The organism is Flavobacterium bizetiae (genome assembly GCF_902804475.1).
GTDB classification, from domain to species: domain Bacteria; phylum Bacteroidota; class Bacteroidia; order Flavobacteriales; family Flavobacteriaceae; genus Flavobacterium; species Flavobacterium bizetiae.
On the sequence record NZ_CADCSU010000043.1, the window covers coordinates 18,138 to 36,354 of the forward strand.

Sequence of the window (18,217 nt, forward strand, 5' to 3'; positions counted from 1 at the left end):
TTATAAATTTGTAAGGGTTTGAAGAGTAATAATCGCTTTGTTGTAATCATTAATCCTGTCCAGATATTCATTTTTGATGGTGATCGCCTGATTAACGACTAAAACCCATTGCAGATAATCGATATCTCCGTTTTCTAACTGACTGTTGGCGGCCTCAATAATTACTGTGGCATTTTTAAGTCCTTCGTTTTCGTAATAGTGTAGGCTTTCTCTATACTTTTCGACCTCGCTTGTGGCATTGGCGATTTCTGTAGTCATTTCGATCTTCATATTTTCTGCCATAATCTTATAATTTTCATATTCGATTTTAGCTGCTTTATTTCGCGAGGATTGACTAGAAAAGAATAACGGAATCGACAATCCCAAATTCACATAACTAAACCTATGACTGCTATCATAATACGTTTCTTGTCCGGTAGAACTTGTTTGTGCGCCAATAATACTCAGGTTGTTATACCCAACCGTAATATCAGGCATTAGTCTGGATTGTTCTGTTTTCCATTTCCATTTTGCGGCTTCGGCTTCGTGATTTGCAAGTTGTATTTGAGGAAGTTCTGCCGTATTTGATTTTTCGTTTAACGAAAGATTAAAATCGGTTTTGATATTGTCAGAAGCCGGAACATGAACGGTACTATCCTGAAGTATAATATTGAATGATTTCAGTGTAATCGCAATATCTTTATTGACCATCGTAAGCTGATTGGTATAAAATTGTCTTGCCGATTGTGAAGCACTTTTCTCCAATACATTTGTTTCTCCTACCTTATAACGTAATTCTGATTTCTGCTCCATCAATCTGTAAATAGAATCGGCGTAAGCCAATAATTCCTTTTTACTATTAAGCCAAATATAATAGTAGAACAAGTTTCTAACATTCGATTTAATTTGCTGCGAAGTCAATTGCGATGTTACTTTGGCCACATTATAATTTTCCTGTAATGCCTTTTTTTGATTACTGTATAATGTTGGAAAAGCAAAAGTCTGACTCACGCCAAATCTTGTATCATTAACGCCACTATTAAACTGTCCATAATCTGCATCTAAAGCCAATTTTGGAATATCATAAGCTGATTTTTGCAGCTGCTCTTTTGATTGTTCGTTTAATCGTGCTGATTTTATTCTTTTGTTATTCTGAATCGCAATCGACAAAGATTCAATTAAAGAAACAGGCTTTTGCTGCGCTTGTACTGAAGCCGTTATAAACAAAGCGACAAGCAATAAAGTCAATTTATCCATTTTATGTTTTTTGATTTTTTTCGAAAATACCTTCGTGTGATACGTCATTAAATAAATGGCCGGAAGTACAAAAAGTGTCAGTAAAGTTGCCGTTATCAATCCGCCAATAACTACTGTTGCTAATGGTCGCTGAACCTCTGCTCCTGCTCCGTTACTTAAAGCCATTGGTAAAAATCCTAAAGAGGCAACTGCGGCCGTCATTAATACGGGACGTAATCTGTTTTTTGTTCCTATAATAATAATCTGGAACGGATCTGTTATTTCGCCGTGTTTTTGTATTCGGTTGAACTCGGATATTAAAACAATACCGTTTAAAACCGCCACTCCAAAAAGGGCAATAAACCCAACTCCGGCAGAAATACTAAAAGGCATATCACGCAGCGCCAATCCAAAAACGCCACCAATTGCCGATAGCGGAATTGCGGTAAAAATGATAATTCCTTCTTTAAAAGATCTGAAAGCAAAATACAACAACGCCAAAATCATAAATAAAGCCGCCGGAACAGCAACTCCTAAACGGGATTTTGCTTGTTGCAAATTCTCAAAAGTTCCACCGTAAGTGATATAATATCCAGGATCGAATTTGATTTGACTATTGACTTTTTTCTGTAATTCTTCGACGATAGATTCTACGTCACGACCTCTAACATTAAAACCGACAATGATTCTACGTTTCGCATCTTCACGCTGAATCTGATTTGGACCTTCAACTTCTTTTACCGAAGCCACTTGATACAACGGAATCTGCATTCCGGAACGTGTAGAAATTAATAGATTTCGAACGTCAGAAATGTCTTTTCTTCCGCTGGCTTCTACTCTTACAACCATATCAAAACGTTTCTCGCCTTCGTAAATACTTCCCGCTACAGCTCCTGCAAAAGCAGCATTTACAGTTTGATTGATATCGGAAACATAAATGCCGTATTTTGCCATTTCCGCCCAATCATAATCAATTACAATTTGAGGCATTCCGGTTACTTTTTCGACATAAAGATCTGTTGCGCCTTCGACGGTTTTACTGATCGCGCCCAATTGTTCGGCATATTGAGCCAGTTTATCAAGATCTTCTCCGTAAATTTTACAAACCAAATCTTGTTTTGCTCCCGTCATTAATTCGTTAAAACGCATTTGTACCGGAAACTGAAATCCTGTTGTAACTCCTGGCGCAACTTCTTTTACGGTTTCGGTCATTTTATCTGCAAGTTCCGGAAACGAAGAAGCACTTGTCCATTCTGATTTATCTTTTAATACAATAATCATATCTCCGCCTTCAATCGGCATTGGATCGGTTGGAATTTCTGCACTACCAATTCTCGACACTACTTTTTCGACTTCAGGATATTTACTTTTAAGTGCCGATGAAATTTTCTGAATCGTTTCTGTTGTGGTCGAAAGATTGGTTCCTAACAGCAATCGGGTTTCTACAGCAAAATCTCCTTCTTCTAATTGCGGAATAAATTCTCCTCCCATTCTGCTGAAAAGCAACAATGCAATTCCGAATAAAACAAAAGCAGAAACGACGATTCCTTTTCTAACTTTTAAAGCTTTAGACAACCAATTTTCATAATAACTTTCTAATTTTATCATGATTCGGTCAGAAAGATTCGGTTTATGGCTGATCTTTTTACTGATAAATAAGGCGCTAACCATTGGCACATAAGTCAGCGAAAGTATAAATGCCCCTAAAATCGCAAAAGCAACAGTTTGCGCCATTGGTTTGAACATTTTCCCTTCGATTCCTTCCAATGATAATATGGGCAAATAAACAATCAGGATAATGATTTGTCCAAAAACCGCGGCATTCATCATTCTTCCGGCAGAACCTGTCACTTCCTTGTCCATTTCTTCCTGCGAGATGGTATCAACGCCTTTGTATTTTTTGGCACTATGAATATGATGCAAAATGGCTTCGACAATAATGACGGCGCCATCGACAATTAAACCAAAATCGAGCGCTCCAAGACTCATTAAATTTCCGCTTACGCCAAAGGTGTTCATCATAATAATGGCAAACAACATCGCTAACGGAATCACAGAAGCTACAATAAATCCGGCGCGTAAATTCCCAAGAAAAAGTACCAGAACAAGAACAACAATTAGTGCGCCTTCAATTAAGTTTTTCTGAACCGTTCCGATGGCGTTATCGACCATTTTTGTACGATCAAGAAAAGGCTCAATTTTTAATCCTTTTGGTAAAATCTTTTCGATTTCGGCAACACGCTTTTTTACATTTACAATCACATTATTAGCATTTTCGCCTTTTAACATCATGACAATTCCACCAACAGATTCTCCAATATCGTCTGTTGTTAAAGCGCCGTAACGTATCGCTGAAGACATTTTTACCTCAGCAATATCTTTGATTAAAATTGGCGTTCCTGCTTGTGTATTTTTGACAATAATATTCTGGATGTCCTTAATATTTCGGGTTAAACCCACACTTCTGATATACAATACGGTTGGTCCTTTTTCGATATAAGCTCCACCGGTATTTTCGTTATTACTGCTTAATGCCGTAAAAACTTCTTTTATGGTCAGGTTTTGCGCTTTTAATCTTGACGGATTTACGGCAATTTCATATTGTTTTAGCTTTCCGCCAAAGGTTGCTACATCGGCAATTCCGGGAGTTCCCAGAAGTTGTCTTCGAATGGTCCAATCCTGAATAGTGCGTAAATCTTCAAGAGAATATTTGGTTTCGTAACCAGGCTGTGGTTTTAAAACATATTGGTAAATTTCGCCCAATCCTGTTGTTGCCGGAGCCATTTCCGGAATACTGGCATTCTCTGCAATTTCTACTTTTTGCAAACGTTCAGATACTTGCTGGCGCGCCCAATACACATCGGTATCATCGGCAAAAACAATGGTTACAAGTGAAAGTCCGAAACGCGAAATACTACGGCTTTCTTTAAGCTGCGGAATATTACTAATCGCTTGTTCTATCGGAAAAGTAATTAAACGTTCTACGTCTTCTGCTCCCAAAGACGGCGCGGTTGTAATAATCTGAACCTGATTGTTGGTGATGTCAGGAACGGCATCAATTGGTAAACGGGTCACTTCGAACACACCATAGATAATCCATAGTAATGTAAAAACCCCAATTACCAGTTTATTTTTAACTGAGAATTGAATGATCTTATTAAGCATCTTTTGATTTAATTTTTTTGAAATAATAATGTCATGGCTAAAGCACAAAATGCCTTAACCACAATAAAAATCTTCGAAAATTAAATTATGCCAAAGGAGGTCTGAATACCGAAAACAAAGCGGGATCAGAATATAAGTTTGAAGTAAACGGAATTATACGTGATTCTGAAAAATCAGTATTGAAAAAAATATCGAACGTATGTTTTTCGGATGGAACAAAAACCAGTTGAAAAGAAGCGCTCGAAATATGTTTAAAAGGAAGCTGCATATCGCGATCTGAATCGTTATCGTTTAAATCTTCTCCCCAGTAATGCATTTCAAGAAAATCTATAAAACTTACATTGTGTCTTTGCTGATGTTCCTTATAATGTTCGATCAGGATTGGCAATTTATAAAATTGCTGAAAGAACCCAATATTGGATACGATTAGAAAGATGAATATGTAGATAATAACTTTTCGCACTTTACAAATTTAGTTCATGTAACAAAATTTTCCCAAAGCTTAAGGCAGATCTAAGAAAGTTTTATCATTTTACTGATATAAGCAAATAGATATTTAATTTATCCTATTAAAGCATACAAAATATTGAAGTCTTATTAATTTCGATATTTTTTTTAATAGTCTTTTTAGTATTTAATATGATTTCGATTTTAAATTATTATTGAAACAAGTTGCAAAACCTAAAAGAAATGCCTTTTGTGCAAAATCATATACAACAATAAAATCAATGAACATCTGATAGTTATTAAACGAATGTAAGCTTATGCTTCTCTGGTTTACTCATTACATAAGAATTTACGTAAAAAACACTGTCTTCCTGATAGTTATGTTATTTATTTTTGTAAATTTAATCGTTCAAATACACGAAAACCCATTTCTACAAGCCTAAAACGATGTGTCATCATTACATTTTTCGCTAAAAAGTTACTTTTTTCACTGAAAAATGAATTCGCATAATTAGAAGCCATTCATCAAAATTTCTGTGACAGGAAAAATAGATTTCATGACAGGAAATCCCTTTTTCGTGACATATTTTTCATCACCAAGCCACTAGCCGTATAATTTTAGAGTATAAATTAAGTTTTAAGGCGATTTAGTGTTCAATTTGAAAACCATAAGTGTTACTTTCTATTCAAAAATTGATTAAAAAGTGGAATTTATTACTTAGATAAAAACACGTAAAAACACCTGTTCGTAAAACACTTATTTTCAATAGATTAGCATATAGTAAAAATCTATCAGATTAATTACCGATTGTAACCGAATCTATCAAAACATTATAAATCAAACAACTAACATTAACCTATTAAATCTAAAAATTATGGAAGGATACGTTGGAGAAATCCGCCACTTCGCTGCCACTTTTGCACCCAGAAGCTGGGCGTTTTGTATGGGACAACTGGTCGCGATACAATCGAACACTGCTTTATTCTCTATTATTGGCACCACTTACGGAGGCAATGGCACCAGTACATTTCAGCTGCCAAATTTAGGCGGCCGTGTTGTTGTTGGAGCCGGTCAAGGACCTGGGTTGTCAGACTACACTCTTGGTGAAATTAGTGGAACAAATTCTGTTGCACTAAATAGTACACAACTTCCGTCTCACACTCATACTTCAGTGGCAACTGTTACTGTCCCATCTTATGGAGACGATGGAGATGCCAGCACTCCAGATGGAAACGCACTGGCCGCAAAACCTAAAATGTATAGTACACAGCCTGGGGAAGACAGCATGAAAGAAGTAAACTTTAGCGTTTCGACTAGTATAGCTGGTCAAGGACAACCTATTTCAATTACACAGCCTACTATAGGCATGAATTACATTATTTGCCTGAATGGTATTTTTCCATCTAGAAACTAAAAACCTTAAACAAAAAAACTATGGAAGGATATATATCTGAAATCCGCATATTCAGTGGGAATTTCGCACCAAGAGGCTGGGCTTTCTGTAACGGCGCTCAAATAGGCATTGCAGGTAATGAAGCTTTATTTACACTAATTGGCACTACGTACGGTGGTGATGGCCAGGTTACATTCAATTTACCAGATCTAAGAGGACGTGTTCCTGTTGGCACTGGTCAGGGACCTGGACTACCTAATATAATATTGGGTCAGATTGGAGGTACAGAAACTACCACAATGACCATAAATCAAATGCCTTCCCACAATCATATTGTAGCAGGCACGCTTACAATACCTGTTCGCAAAGAAGCTGGTAATACAGGAGCGCCGGCAAATAATATTCTTGGAGGATTGACAAATGCTTATACTACCGCAGCACCAGATAACAATCTGAAACCAGAAAATGCTACAGTTACATTATCAAATACAGGTAATGGTCTTCCATTCGATATTATACAGCCTTATCTGGTTACAAATTATATTATTTGTACAGAAGGTATTTTTCCATCTAGAAACTAAAAACCTTAAACAAAAAAACTATGGACGGAACAATGTCAGAAATTCGATTATTTGCCGCCAACTTTGCTCCAAAAGCTTGGGCACTTTGCAGCGGACAAATATTAGCAATATCTACCAACCAAGCGTTATTCAGCCTTTTAGGCACAACATATGGAGGTAATGGAACGACAACTTTTTCATTACCAGATTTTAGAGGTAGAATTCCAGCCGGAACAGGAACAACCCAAGGCGGTATAACGCAATTACCTCTTGGCGCACAATTAGGAAGCAATACAGTAACTGCAACAATAGCAAATTTACCACAGCACACACATAATGGTACAGGAAAATTTGCAATGAAAGTAGTGGCTGACGTAGGAAATACCGGAGCTCCTGCTAACACTAATTTGGCCTCTTTAAACGGGCTTTATTCTAGTCAGCCTGCAGATGGTGCGATGAAACCTATAACGCCTGTAATTACAATAAATCCAACTGGAGGCAATCTTCCTATGTCAATTCAACAGCCATATTTAGGCTTGAATTATATAATATGTCTTCAAGGAATTTTTCCTTCTAGAAATTAAAAAAAAAACAACCCACTAACAATTAAGCTAATGGGTTGTTTTGTTTTCAAAACAGTTTAAAAAAATTTATGAAGATAGCTTTACTTTTACCCCGATCTGTTATTTATCCTTCAATGTCTTTTGACATCATGGATGGATTTAAATCTGCCTTAAAAAAAATTGGAATTGATGATAAACATGAAATTGTAACTGCCGGCATAGGAGTTGGCGGCAACAATAAAGAAATTTATGAATGCTCAGAACAATTATTATTAAACGGAACAGACATTATTATAGCTTATATAAATCCTCTTACTGCTGAATTTATACAGCCTATTTTTGAAAGTGCTGGTAAACTTTTAATAGTTCTAGACAGCGGTTATCAATTTCAAACAACAGATAAAAAACTATCTAATGTCTATTTTATATCTCTGGAAGGTACTTTATGCACTCGAGCAATCGTTAATAAAGCTATTGAAGAAGGACAAAATAAATTTGCTTTTACCTGTTCTTTTTATGATGCCGGTTATAAATCACCTTATTCTTATTCGACCGCTATTGAAGATAAAGGAGGAATCATTACTTATAATCATGTTACCCCTTTGCAACGTACAGAACTTAATCTAGCACCATTAGATGAATTTTTGGAACAAAATAAAGATGTTTCACTAGTTACATCTTTTTGCGGTGATATGGCTGAGGATTTTTTTAGAGAATCAGCAAAATCAAAACATATTGCATCAAGTAAAACTTACGGAAGTGGTTTTACTGCCGAGGAACTTTGGCTTCAAAAAATACCATATCCCGGCTACAATTGGAGTTGTGCAATACCATGGTCATCCAATACGTCTAATAAAGAAAATGAAGAGTTTGTTTCTGTTATGAAAAATATCAAAGAGCAAAAAGCCAATGTTTTTTCTCTTTTAGGATGGGAAGCAGCTTTATTTATTGGTAATTCTGACGGTAAGTCTTTAGATAACATTGTTATTGATTCTCCAAGAGGAAGAGTTTACATGAATCCAAATACCGGATTTTCTGAGGCTCCTTTATATTATGCAACCGTAACAAAAAATGAAGAAACTGGAAATTGTGTATTAGAAAACATAACCGAAGTTTCTAATTTAGATCAGGAACGTGAACGTCTTCAATATCACATACTAGCTATTCAAGATACTATGGCAAATTCTTGGTTTAACTCTTATGCCTGCTTAGATTCATGAATACAACACGAGACATAGTAGTACTTTGTAACAACCGTATGGCTTTTCCGGCGATACAAACCTTACATAGCCTTGGAAGACTGCATGCTATTGGAGTACCCTCAGAAAATGAAGATGTAAAAGCCTTTTGTTCTGTTTTTGCCGCAAAAGCGGGTATCAAATTAATATGGATTGAGAAATCTAAGTTAGAAGTACATCTTCAGGAAATTATTAAAAATATTGGTATTAAATTTATTTTCACGATGACTTTTCCATGGAAAGTTCCCGAAGAAATAATCGAAAAGCATCCTAATCTTTTCTATAATTTTCATTATGGTCTATTACCTGAAATGCGTGGTGCTGATCCGGTTTTTGAGTCGATTAGAAAACAAAAAAATGAAACCGGAATTTCTGTTCACAGTATTGAAAAAGCGATAGATAAAGGAAAGGTAGTTTTAAAGAAAACACTTCCGTTACATAATGATTTCACTCACGGAATGCTTTCTACTAATTTATCTTATCTGGCTTCTTACATGCTACCTGAGCTTTTCACATTATTACATAATAATGACAAAGGTGTAAGTCAGGACGAATCATTGGCGAGATATTATAAAAAACCAACAATTGCCGATGTCAGTATTCAATGGGAAAAACAGGATTCTAAATCTATACAAGCTTTAGTAAATGCCTGTAATCCATGGAATAAAGGAGCATATACACAATGGAATGGTTTAAACATACGACTTCTGGAAGTTTCTCAAACCAATACTATTACAGATTACCCAAAAGCTCCCGGGACTATTCTAGAAATAAATGAAAACAACGGACTTATAATACAATGTTATGATAATACACAACTTCGTATAAATACTGTTTATACTGAAGAAGGCTTTATGAGTGGGCATAAATTGCTCGCTTTTGGCATAAAAAACGGCGAACAATTTGCCTCTTTATAATTTAACTATCTTAATTATGAAACATTTTTACTCTCAAATCAAAAAATTTTTAAATATCGCCCTCTTTTTGGGGATATTTTTACAGAGTTACATAGGTAACTCTCAGACATTAGCCGCTGGAGATATTATCTTCACAGGATATGACTCTACCTTCTCTGCTACAGATGGAGATGTGTACTCTTTTGTAGCTTTAGTTGCTATTCCTCCTGGTACGGTGATACGATTCACTGACCGAGGTTATTTTGGAACTCCCGGTTCCTGGCAGGCTGCAGCTGCGTCTGAAGGAACTGTTACCTGGACTTCCGGAGCAGCTATTGCAGCCGGAACTGAAGTAACTATAAAAGGTTTGACAGCCTCAACTTACAATCCCGTTAACTTAACATCTACTCCTAATGGTTCAGTTGCTTTGACCGAAGGTACAATGGTAAACGGATTAAGTTTATCTTCTGTAGGAGATCAAATTATTGCTTTTCAAGGTGGTACCTCTCCAACCGGAGCAGTTACTTTTATTAGTGGACTGCATTATTACAACTGTCCTGATGGTACTTCACAAGCTGCTTGGGATTCAGGTGCATGTGCTAATGGATCTAATGGCTCAAAACTTCCTACAGGTCTTGTAGGTGGTACAAGTGCATTTTTTACAGGGCCTGGTGGTTCAGGAAGCCCTGAAGTAGGAAAATTTAATGGCAGCGGAAATCTTAGCACTGTAGCCAATATTAGAATAGCTGTAATGAATCCTGCAAACTGGACTACATCAGCGACTACTCTTGCAATGCCTTCTGGAGCTCCGTTTCTAGGTTCGCCCCCAGTTGTAACGACTACTGCGGCGACAAATGTTAAATCAGTTTCTGCTACATTTGCAGGTAATGTAACTGACACAGGTGGTGATGCTAACGTAGAAAGAGGAATAGTTTGGGCTACTACAACAAACCCAACTACAGCAAATACAAAAGTTCAAATTGGAACTGGAATTGGACCTTTCAGCGGACCTGTAACAGGACTTACTCCTGCAGCAGTGATTTATTATAAAGCTTATGCTAAAAATAGTACAGGCACCACTTACGGAGCTGAATTAAATTTTACTACAGGGACTGCATTAACTGCTCCGGCAACAATCTCTAAAACAAATGTAAGTTGTAACGGAGGAAATAATGGTACCGCTACAATTGCTGTAAGCGGTGGTACACTTCCTTATAGTTATTCATGGTCTCCATCCGGAGGAACAAATGCAACCGCATCTGGTCTTGGTGTTGGAGTTTATAATGTAACCGTTACTGATGGTGAAGGAACACAAATAACAAGATCTACCACTATAACGCAGCCATCTGTATTAAATGCAACTTCTGCTTTTACAAACGTAGCGTGTAATGGAGGATCAAATGGTGTTGCTTCTGTAAATCCATCAGGAGGCACACCAGGTTATACTTATCTATGGAATACTGGTGCTACAACACAAACCATAACAGGTCTTATGGCCGGAACATATAGTGTAACTGTTACAGACGCAAATGCTTGTACCAAAACGATAAATAATATTCAAGTAACACAACCAAGTGTATTAAATGCAACATCTGCTGTTACAAATGTATCATGTAATGGAGGATCTAATGGTACTGCTACTGTAAATGCTACAGGAGGAGCTGGAGGATATACTTATTTATGGAGTACTGGTGCTTCAACAGCGACTATAACAGGTCGTTTAGCAGGAACTTACAGCATAACTGTTACAGATGCCAATTCATGTACTATAACTTTAAATAATATTACAATAACACAGCCTTCTGTTTTAGGCGGAACCGCATCTACAACATCAGTTTCATGTTTTGGAGGATCTAATGGTACTGCTACTGTAACTCCATCAGGAGGTTCAGGAGGGTATACCTATTTATGGAGTACTGGTGCTACAACAGCTACTATAACTGGTCGTCAAGCAGGTACTTACAGCGTGACTATTACAGATGCAAACTCTTGTGCCTTTACTGTAAGTGGTATTACTATTAACCAGCCTGCAGCTGCACTTAATGGTACAACTGTTATAACAAACATTGCATGTAACGGAGGATCTACTGGTGTTGCTTCTGTAACTCCAATAGGAGGAACCAGTCCTTATACCGTTTTATGGAGTAATGGAGCTACAACATATACTACAACAGGTCTTTTGGCAGGTGTCTACAGCGTAACTATCACTGATGCAAATGCATGCAGCAGAACCATAAATAATATCCTGGTAACGCAGCCTCCTGTATTAAATGTAACACCTTCCTTAACAAATGTTGCTTGTAACGGAGGATCAAACGGTGTTGCTTCTGTAAATGCAACTGGAGGAGCCGGAGGATATACTTACTTATGGAATACTGGTGCAACAACATCAGCCATAACAGGGCTAGCAGCTGGTACTTACAGCGTAACGGTTACTGATGCTAATTCTTGTTCTAAAACGGTAAATAATATTAACGTAACACAGCCAGCTGTATTAGACGGAACAACATCTACAACGTCAGTTTCATGTTTTGGAGGATCTAATGGTATAGCTTCAGTAACTGCAACTGGAGGAGCCGGAGGATATACCTATTCTTGGGCACCATCTGGCGGGACTGCAGCTACAGCTAGCGGTCTTACTGCAGGAACATACAGCGTTACCATTACTGATGCTAACGCTTGTAGCAAAACTATAACGGGTATTATTGTTGGTGGTCCTGCTGCTGCTTTAACAGCCACACCTGCTGCACAAACTAATATTCTATGTAATGGATCTGCAACTGGATCTGCAACTGTTGCAGTAACAGGCGGAACTGGAACTTATACTTATCAATGGTCTCCTGTGGGAGGAACTGCTGCAACAGCAACAGGATTAACAGCAGGAACTTACACAGTAACTGTAAGAGATGCTAACTTATGTCAAACTACGCAAAGCTTTACTATTATAGAGCCTGCTGCTTTAACAGCTTCAGCAGCTGCAAAAACTAATATTGCATGTAATGGTGCTACAACCGGATCTGCAACAGTTTCAGCTACAGGAGGAACAGGAGGTTATACTTATTCTTGGGCACCTTCTGGAGGAACTGCCGCTACAGCATCTGGATTAGCTGCCGGGACTTATACCGTAACAGTTACAGACGCAAACTTATGTTTTACTACTCAAAGTTTTACTATTACACAGCCGCCAGTTTTATCAGCAACTACAGCTGCTACAAGTGTAAGTTGTTTTGGAGGAAGTAATGGTAGTGCAAGCGTAACAGTATCAGGCGGTACACCTGGTTATACCTATGCATGGGCACCACTTGGAGGCAATAGCGCGACTATTACCGGAAAACCTGCAGGAAATTATACTTGTACAATTACAGATGCTAACGGATGTACATTAGTTAAAACGATTACCATCAATACTCCTGCTGCATTATCTGGAACTATTTCAAAAACAGATGTTTCCTGTAATGGAGGCACTAATGGTGTCGCTACTGTAACTGCCACTGGAGGAGTTGGAGGATATACGTACTCTTGGTCACCTACTGGAGGAACTGCTGCAACAGCATCTGGATTAACTGCTGGAACATATACTGTAACAATTACAGACGCTAATACATGTTCTACTACTGCAAGTGTAACAATAATACAGCCTAGTGCTTTATCAGCTGTTACATCACAAACTGATGTTCTTTGTAATGGAGGAGCAACTGGTACAGCAACCGTAGTTGCTTCTGGCGGAACAACAAACTATACTTACATATGGTCTCCAAGTGGAGGAACTGCTGCTACTGCAACTGGACTTACTGCTGGAAACTACAGCTGTTTAATTACAGATAATAACGGATGTACCTTAACTAAAACTTTTACTATCATGCAGCCATCAGTTTTATTTGCTACGACAAGCCAGATAAATGCAACTTGTTCAACAGGTGGTCAGGCTGCAGTAAATGTTAGTGGTGGTACTACTCCATATTCATACTCATGGTCAAATGGTGCTACGACACAAATTGTAACAGGTCTACTAGCTGGAAATTATAATGTCGTAATTACAGATGGTAACGGATGTACGCTGATTAAAAACTTTACTATTACTACAACTAATACTTTAGTTGCCGCAACATCTCAAACTAATGTTTTATGTAATGGATCTAATACAGGAACTGCATCTGTAATTCCTAGTGGTGCTCCAGGTCCCTTTACTTATGTATGGGCTCCTTTTGGAGGAAATGCCGATACAGCAACTAATTTAACTGCAGGAAATTATTCCGTAACGATTACATCTGCTAACGGTTGTTCTATTGTAAAAACGTTTACAATCACAGAACCTACAGCTATAAACATTACACCGTCGCAAACTAACCTATTATGCAATGGCGCCGTAACAGGATCTGCAAGTGTTGTCGTAACAGGAGGAACTGGTAGCTATACTTATTCTTGGTCACCTTCTGGTGGAACTGCCGCTACAGCAACAGGACTGAGTGCAGGAAACTATACAGTAACTATAAAAGATGCTAATTTATGTGTAACAACACAAAATTTCACAATCACACAACCTACTGCAATTACAGCAACCACTACAACAACAGATGTATCTTGTAATAGTGGATCTAACGGTTCTGCAACAGTAAACGCAACAGGAGGAACTGGAAACTATACTTATACATGGTCTCCAACAGGAGGATCTGCTGCTACAGCAACAGGATTAGCTGCGGGAAATTACACTGTAACCATTACAGACGAAAACAACTGTAGTATTACTGAAAATGTTTCTATAGCTGAACCTACAATTCTTGACGCTACGATTGCACAAACTGATGTAACTTGTATTGGTACTGCCGATGCTACTGCAACTGTTACTGCAACAGGCGGAAATGGTAATTATACTTACTCATGGTCACCTTCTGGAGGTTCTGCAGCAACAGCAACCGGACTTAGTGCAGGAAATTATACGGTAACTATTACAGATGCTAAAGGGTGTTTTGTTACAAAAACTGTAACAATCGTAACCACTCCAGATGTAACTGCACCAGTTCCTGATGTAGCAAATTTACCTGCAATTACAAGTACTTGTTCAGTTTTGGCATCACAAATTTCTGTTCCAACAGCAACAGACAATTGTGCAGGAATTATAAATGCTACTACAACCGATCCTTTAAGCTATACAGCTGTAGGAACGTATACCATCAAATGGACTTATAATGACGGACATGGAAATACTTCATTTCAAAATCAAACGATTAATGTAACAGCTTCACCTTTAGATCAGGTAACTTTTAGCAATGCTTCGTATACTTTTGATGGAAATCTTCATGCATTACAAGTGGCTAATCTTCCTGCGGGAGCTACTGTAGCGTATTCTATTACGCCAGCGGCAAGTACTTTAAATGGTGCTATAAATGCTGGTAGCTATACCGTTACTGCAATCGTTTCGCCTGCAGCAAGTACACCAAATTGTTCGCCAATTACACTTACTGCGCAACTTACGATTAACAAAGCAGCGCAACTGATTACTTTTGGTGCAATTCCTGCTAAAATTTTAGGAGTACTTAATGACTTCAGTTTAGATGCGACTTCTAATTCAGGTTTACCAATTCGTTATTCATTTACGTACACTTCTGCCCTGCCACCTGCAAATGTTTCTGCAATAGGGTTAGTTAATTTGTTAAGATCAGGTAGTTTAATAATTGTAGCACATCAGGATGGTAATGACAATTATTTACCTGCTGCAAATGTTGAGCAAGTTCTTGTCATCAAAAACAATGATATCACCATTACTAAAATTACACTTGGTAACAAAGTATATCAAAATCCTGCGAAACAAATTACATACGTGATGGGATGTGATGAGAATAATCCAAACGTTAGTTTCACAAATGAAACCGGAGCGACATTCTCACCTGCTGCTAATCTTACGATTACAACTCCTAAACCTGGAATTTATACGCAAAATGTTACTGTAACTTCGCAAGACGGAACAGCAACGGCTACTTATGCCTTGACAATAGAAAAACCATTTGGTTTCTATGACATTGTTCATCAAAAATTCAACAATGTATTGCTTATAAATAACAATCCTCAGACAAACGGAGGTTACGAATTTGTTTCGTACCAATGGTTTAAAAACGGACAGTTGGTAGGAACAGGTCAATACTATTCAGCAGGAGAAGATTTATCGAATTCATTAGATACTTCTGCAGATTTTAGTGTAAAAATGACAACTAAAGACGGAAAAATTCTTCAAACTTGTAGTGCCAAAATTACGGTTCAAAAATCGTTAACGGCAAGACTTTATCCTAACCCAATTCAAACAGGACAAGTCATTACAGTTGAAGCAGATTTCCCCGCCGAAGAATTAGAAAATATGCAAATAAGCTTATATACTGTTTCTGGTCAATTGGTAAAAACTTTGAAATCATCTACGGTAAGAACTGAAGTTCAGTTACCAGATGCTGAAAGTAATATGTATGTTGTAGTTATTGAAACTGCCAATATCAAGAAAACACTAAAAGTAATTGTAAATAAATAAAATCTGTCAGTACTACTTTAGGGTAGTACTGGCATAATAAAAAATAAGATGAAAAAATATATACGAAACTATATAACATCACTGTCGATCGTTACACTACTTTTAGGAACTTGCCTAAACAGTTATGCTCAGGACAGAAAACAAGAATTATCAATAGCTGTAGGAGGACCTTTTTCATTTCTAAAGTATAATTCTGGCGGAGATGTAGTACCCGGAAACGGTATAAATGCAGGAATTCGCTATTCTTATTACTTAAATGAAGGTTTAAGTATTGGTATTGGTGTCGAATATCAAACCTATAATTCTGATGTAAAGTATGGCTTTTTTAACGGACAATACAATGCTATTGATGCTGAAAATGAAGCTTTTCAATTTAGATACAAAGCAACTAATTTAAGAGAGGAACAAAAACTGGGATACATCAACATTCCAATTGGTATTCAGTTTGAAACTCCCGGAGATACAAAATTATATGTTGCAGCAGGAGCTAAAATAGGTTTCGCGACAAACGGAACTTACCAAAGTACTTTCCAGAACCTTACTACAAGCGGGTATTATCCGCAATATAATGTAGAATTGTTTAGTCCTGCATTTGCTGGTTTTGAAAATGTAAACGATCTAAAAACAAGCAAACAAGATCTAAATACAGAGGTATCTTATTCTGCTACATTCGAAACTGGTTTAAAACAAAAAATTGGTGATCGCAGTGCTATTTATATCGGACTTTATTTGGACTACGGTTTGAATAATGTTTATGATAATAAAGGAAGCAAAAATCTGGTACAATACAATCCGCAATTACCTGTGCAGTTGCAATACAACAGCATACTTGACTCTTCTTTTTCAAATGATGTCAGATTGGTTTCTTACGGACTTAAACTAAGATATGCGATTCGATAATGTAAATTCAATCACACAAATTCTTAAAACTAAAAAATCCATTCGTTGCGGCGAATGGATTTTTTTATTAAAGCTTATTCAATCTTAACCGATTTAATCTCGATCTTATTGTACTGCGCAATAGATTTTGGTTTTCGCCAATATTCTATAATAGTTTTGATAACCTCTTTGAACTTCACATAATCAAAAGGTCTCACAAAATAACTGTGCGTTGGCAGAGAATACGGATCGATTACAAAACTTTGCTCAAACAAAGTGGTAAAAAACAAGTACGGACAATTGAATATCGTCCCTACTCCATTATTATCCGGATTCGTTTCCATCACTTTATAATTCATAACATTCAGCAAAACAATATCAGAAAACACCAAAAAAGGCTTAATCTGATGACGAAGCATATAATTGCAAGCCGTTTCGGCGGTATTAAAATATATGATTGGGTTGGCGTAATTGAGTTCACTAAAAACCTCAATAAATAATTTTCGATCTTCCTGCTTATTCTCTATTACTACTATGGGTCCTTTTTTATTCATAACAAATACATTTAAATTCTTAACTACAGGCACATAACTTCCCGTACTTAATTCTATTCAAATATTTTAAAAATTGACCAAAAATTACTTACAAAATCTTCTTTTCTGCTTATATAATTTTCATTTATGGCAAAATCATTAAGAATTTCCTTTTATAAAAGCTAAAATACTGTTAATTATATAATTACTATTTCAAATTTTATAAGTAAATACGACTACTTCCTAACTAATTTTGAGTGAGACATTTAGAATCAGAAAAAATGAATTTTAATTATCTAATAATTTAAACTCAAATAGCTATGAATACTTCAAACCATAAAACAAGCGGACATATAGGAAGTTACCTTAAAGACGATCGCATTCTTCATCCCGAAGATGATATTCATCTGGCGGCTGATCAAACACAAAACGATATCTACGCCGTAAATAACAATAATGACCAAAGTGACGAAAGTTATGTCGACGAATATCAAAAAAGAATGGATGAAGAATATGATGCAGAGGAAGATCAATTCTTTAATCAGGAGGAAGATCCTGATGATTTAGATGATAATTTCGCTGATGCCCTTGACAGAGAAAACGAAGACGATGACTATTTTGAAGAAGATCCAGATGAAGATCTTGACGAAAGTGATCTTGACGATGATCTTATAGAAAAATATGACGAAAATGATCGTGATCCCGATAATTTTGCCACAGACCATTTGAAACAAGACGAACTTGATCAGGAATACGACATCGATCAGGATCTTGAAGAAAAAGATCCGGTAAATAATCCAAGAAAGTTTTAAG

11 protein-coding genes are annotated in these 18,217 nt (G+C 36.9%); 8 read left to right on the forward strand and 3 right to left on the reverse strand.

The window, feature by feature from the left end:
- Together FLACOL7796_RS03705 and FLACOL7796_RS03710 are read right to left on the reverse strand one after the other, a co-directional pair.
- The gene (locus FLACOL7796_RS03705) at positions 1 to 4,380 is read right to left on the reverse strand and encodes a CusA/CzcA family heavy metal efflux RND transporter (protein ID WP_173969485.1); all 4,380 of its coding nucleotides are present in this window, start codon (positions 4,378 to 4,380) and stop codon (positions 1 to 3) included.
- Between the two features lie 85 nt (positions 4,381 to 4,465).
- On the reverse strand, positions 4,466 to 4,843 hold the full coding sequence (locus FLACOL7796_RS03710; protein ID WP_173969486.1) for a hypothetical protein: 378 nt from the start codon (positions 4,841 to 4,843) through the stop codon (positions 4,466 to 4,468).
- Positions 4,844 to 5,702: 859 nt separating this feature from the next.
- Between FLACOL7796_RS03710 and FLACOL7796_RS03715 the strand changes: the two genes are divergently transcribed.
- The 7 genes from FLACOL7796_RS03715 to FLACOL7796_RS03745 all read left to right on the forward strand — a co-directional run bounded on the left by FLACOL7796_RS03715 (position 5,703) and on the right by FLACOL7796_RS03745 (position 16,892).
- Entirely contained in the window at positions 5,703 to 6,242 is a 540-nt protein-coding gene (locus tag FLACOL7796_RS03715) for a phage tail protein (protein ID WP_173969487.1), read from the forward strand.
- A gap of 20 nt (positions 6,243 to 6,262) precedes the next feature.
- Positions 6,263 to 6,802 carry a phage tail protein gene (locus FLACOL7796_RS03720; protein WP_173969488.1) on the forward strand — a complete coding sequence of 180 codons (540 nt, stop codon included), beginning with the start codon at positions 6,263 to 6,265 and terminating at the stop codon, positions 6,800 to 6,802.
- A gap of 20 nt (positions 6,803 to 6,822) precedes the next feature.
- Entirely contained in the window at positions 6,823 to 7,365 is a 543-nt protein-coding gene (locus FLACOL7796_RS03725) for a phage tail protein (protein WP_173969489.1), read from the forward strand.
- A gap of 68 nt (positions 7,366 to 7,433) precedes the next feature.
- On the forward strand, positions 7,434 to 8,564 hold the full coding sequence (locus tag FLACOL7796_RS03730; RefSeq protein WP_173969490.1) for an ABC transporter substrate-binding protein: 1,131 nt from the start codon (positions 7,434 to 7,436) through the stop codon (positions 8,562 to 8,564).
- On the forward strand, positions 8,561 to 9,499 hold the full coding sequence (locus FLACOL7796_RS03735) for a formyltransferase family protein (RefSeq protein ID WP_173969491.1): 939 nt from the start codon (positions 8,561 to 8,563) through the stop codon (positions 9,497 to 9,499). Before FLACOL7796_RS03730 ends, FLACOL7796_RS03735 begins: the two co-directional genes overlap by 4 nt.
- A 16-nt stretch (positions 9,500 to 9,515) precedes the next feature.
- Positions 9,516 to 15,992: a T9SS type A sorting domain-containing protein gene (locus tag FLACOL7796_RS03740; protein WP_173969492.1), complete on the forward strand. Its 6,477-nt coding sequence runs from the start codon at positions 9,516 to 9,518 to the stop codon at positions 15,990 to 15,992.
- A 48-nt stretch (positions 15,993 to 16,040) separates the two neighbouring features.
- A complete protein-coding gene (locus FLACOL7796_RS03745) occupies positions 16,041 to 16,892 on the forward strand; it encodes an outer membrane beta-barrel protein (RefSeq protein ID WP_173969493.1) in 852 nt (283 codons plus the stop codon).
- Between the two features lie 74 nt (positions 16,893 to 16,966).
- Here FLACOL7796_RS03745 and FLACOL7796_RS03750 read toward each other — a convergent pair whose 3' ends face one another.
- Complete coding sequence (locus tag FLACOL7796_RS03750; protein ID WP_173969494.1) at positions 16,967 to 17,425, reverse strand: response regulator; 459 nt, start codon at positions 17,423 to 17,425, stop codon at positions 16,967 to 16,969.
- A gap of 299 nt (positions 17,426 to 17,724) precedes the next feature.
- Between FLACOL7796_RS03750 and FLACOL7796_RS03755 the strand changes: the two genes are divergently transcribed.
- A complete protein-coding gene (locus FLACOL7796_RS03755; RefSeq protein ID WP_173969495.1) occupies positions 17,725 to 18,216 on the forward strand; it encodes a hypothetical protein in 492 nt (163 codons plus the stop codon).
- Position 18,217: the final 1 nt, after the last annotated feature.

What these genes read in the sequence shown, in the direction of transcription:
- FLACOL7796_RS03730 (WP_173969490.1), top strand. Translation starts at nt 7,434, where the DNA reads ATGAAGATAGCTTTACTTTTACCCCGATCTGTTATTTATCCTTCAATG.
- FLACOL7796_RS03720 (WP_173969488.1), top strand. Translation starts at nt 6,263, where the DNA reads ATGGAAGGATATATATCTGAAATCCGCATATTCAGTGGGAATTTCGCA.
- FLACOL7796_RS03735 (WP_173969491.1), top strand. Translation starts at nt 8,561, where the DNA reads ATGAATACAACACGAGACATAGTAGTACTTTGTAACAACCGTATGGCT.
- FLACOL7796_RS03755 (WP_173969495.1), top strand. Translation starts at nt 17,725, where the DNA reads ATGAATACTTCAAACCATAAAACAAGCGGACATATAGGAAGTTACCTT.
- FLACOL7796_RS03745 (WP_173969493.1), top strand. Translation starts at nt 16,041, where the DNA reads ATGAAAAAATATATACGAAACTATATAACATCACTGTCGATCGTTACA.
- FLACOL7796_RS03715 (WP_173969487.1), top strand. Translation starts at nt 5,703, where the DNA reads ATGGAAGGATACGTTGGAGAAATCCGCCACTTCGCTGCCACTTTTGCA.
- FLACOL7796_RS03705 (WP_173969485.1), bottom strand. Translation starts at nt 4,380, where the DNA reads ATGCTTAATAAGATCATTCAATTCTCAGTTAAAAATAAACTGGTAATT.
- FLACOL7796_RS03750 (WP_173969494.1), bottom strand. Translation starts at nt 17,425, where the DNA reads ATGAATAAAAAAGGACCCATAGTAGTAATAGAGAATAAGCAGGAAGAT.
- FLACOL7796_RS03740 (WP_173969492.1), top strand. Translation starts at nt 9,516, where the DNA reads ATGAAACATTTTTACTCTCAAATCAAAAAATTTTTAAATATCGCCCTC.
- FLACOL7796_RS03725 (WP_173969489.1), top strand. Translation starts at nt 6,823, where the DNA reads ATGGACGGAACAATGTCAGAAATTCGATTATTTGCCGCCAACTTTGCT.